Genomic DNA, 1,821 nt, shown 5'->3' with positions numbered 1-1,821 from the left:
AAGAACCGGAAAATGGCTCGAGACATTGCGGGGGAGCCTCTTTCGACCCTGTTCAACCAGGCGTTCCCGGAAACCGCCGGCCCCTGGAAAGTCGTCGCCGTTACCGGAAGCCGGACACGGCTCCGGGACGCTATCGTTGAAGCCGCACGCAACACCCTCGATTGGTCGCAGGACACCGCATCACAGTTCGCAGCAAGCGATGATCGTCTTATCAAGGCATTGATCGGGGGCGGTGAAAGCGCATCGAGCGGAACCCTCCTCATCCTCGACGAACTCGGCAAGCTTCTTGAGCACGAAGCACTCGAGGGCGGCGACGTCCATCTGCTTCAGGATCTCGCCGAGCATGCGTCGCGCAGCAGCGGCCGTTTGGTAGTCATTGGCATTCTCCACCAGTCGTTCGACCAGTACACGGCGCGTGCTGCGCGCGACGCACGCCAGGAATGGCGTAAGGTTCAAGGCCGCTACCAGGACATCGCGTTTCTTTCGGGCGCAGACGAAACAGTTGCGCTGCTCGGCCGGGCCATCGCCGCTGAGCGCCCTGATCACGATTCATCCGGCGCCCGCACTGTTGCTGAAGCGGTCGCCAAACGCCGTCCGACGGACGTGGATGTGCTGGCGGACGCGCTTGCGCAGACATGGCCCCTTAACCCGGTGAGCGCGCTTCTGCTTGGACCGATCTCGAGAGCGCGGTTTGCCCAAAATGAACGGAGCGTCTTTGGCTTCTTGAGTTCGGCTGAGCCCTCCGGCTTCAAGGAGTTTCTGGAGACGACCGAACTTGAGGGCGGGACCTACGACCCCGCCATGCTCTGGGATTATCTTGCTGCTAACTTCGGAATGGCCCTTACCGCGGGTGTCGACGGCAGTCGCTTCAGCCTCGCATTCGAAGCGATCGAGCGGGCCGGCGTCAAAGGAACTAGTCTGCATGTCGCTCTGACGAAAGCGGCCGCGATCATCGAGTTTTTCCGCAACGGGTCCGGTGTCGTGCTCGCAGACGACTTTTTGAGCGCGTCGGTACCCGGCTTCGGGATGAAAGCGATCAGCGGAGCGATCAAAGATCTCGTCGATTGGGCTATTCTGATCCGGCAGCCGCGCCTTGGCGGATATGCACTGTTTGCCGGCAGCGACTTCGATCTTGAGGAAGCCATTACCCGCGCTATCCAACCGCCGGGTTCACTTGAGCTCGCAGACATTCCGCGCCGGGTCGGCCTGGGCTTTGCCACGGCCAAACGGCATTATTTCCAGAAAGGGGCGCTAAGGACTTTTGAGATAGCGCTGCAGGTTGTCGGCCCGGACGACACCATCGAGTCGTTGACGAGCGGCATTTTGGCCCGCCCTCTTCATGGCAGCGGCCTTTTGCTATTGCTTCTCGGCGACGGTTCTTTGACGGCGAAATCAGTCAATCAGCTGGCGCAGAAAGCGGCCAAGGCGCTGGCGGCGGAGAAGCATGTAATCGCCGTAGGCGGGGCAAATGACAGCTTTGCTCTCCGGTCAACGGCCGCAGAGTTGTTGGCGGTTGAACGGGTTTTCCGTGAGCACCCGCAGCTGGAGGGCGACAGAATAGCAAGGCGGGAGATTGCGGCGAGACAATCCCACTGCATCGATCAGCTTCATCGGGCGCTCGAGACGGCATTTGAGAACGCAAGCTGGTACCTGGCGCCTCAACCGAGCCAAACCATTCGCGCACCGCTAACGGTCGTTGCAAGTGCACTCGCCGACGCCGGTTTCTCGAAGGCGCCGATTATCAAAAGCGAGTTGCTCCAACGCGACAAACCATCATCGAACTCGATGGCGGCTTTGCGCGAGCTGGCTCATGCAATGGTC

Annotated in this window: 1 pseudogene; it reads left to right on the top strand. The window is 60.7% G+C overall.

Features of this window, described 5'->3' with window-relative positions:
- Positions 1 to 12: 12 nt before the first annotated feature.
- Positions 13 to 1,821: pseudogene (locus tag EOA23_RS34355) on the top strand (hypothetical protein); the annotation flags it as partial.

The sequence above is a fragment of the Mesorhizobium sp. M2A.F.Ca.ET.042.01.1.1 genome (assembly GCF_003997405.1).
Lineage (GTDB): Bacteria > Pseudomonadota > Alphaproteobacteria > Rhizobiales > Rhizobiaceae > Mesorhizobium.
Note: the sequence above shows the minus strand (reverse complement) of the source record. Positions and strands in the feature narration are given on the sequence as shown.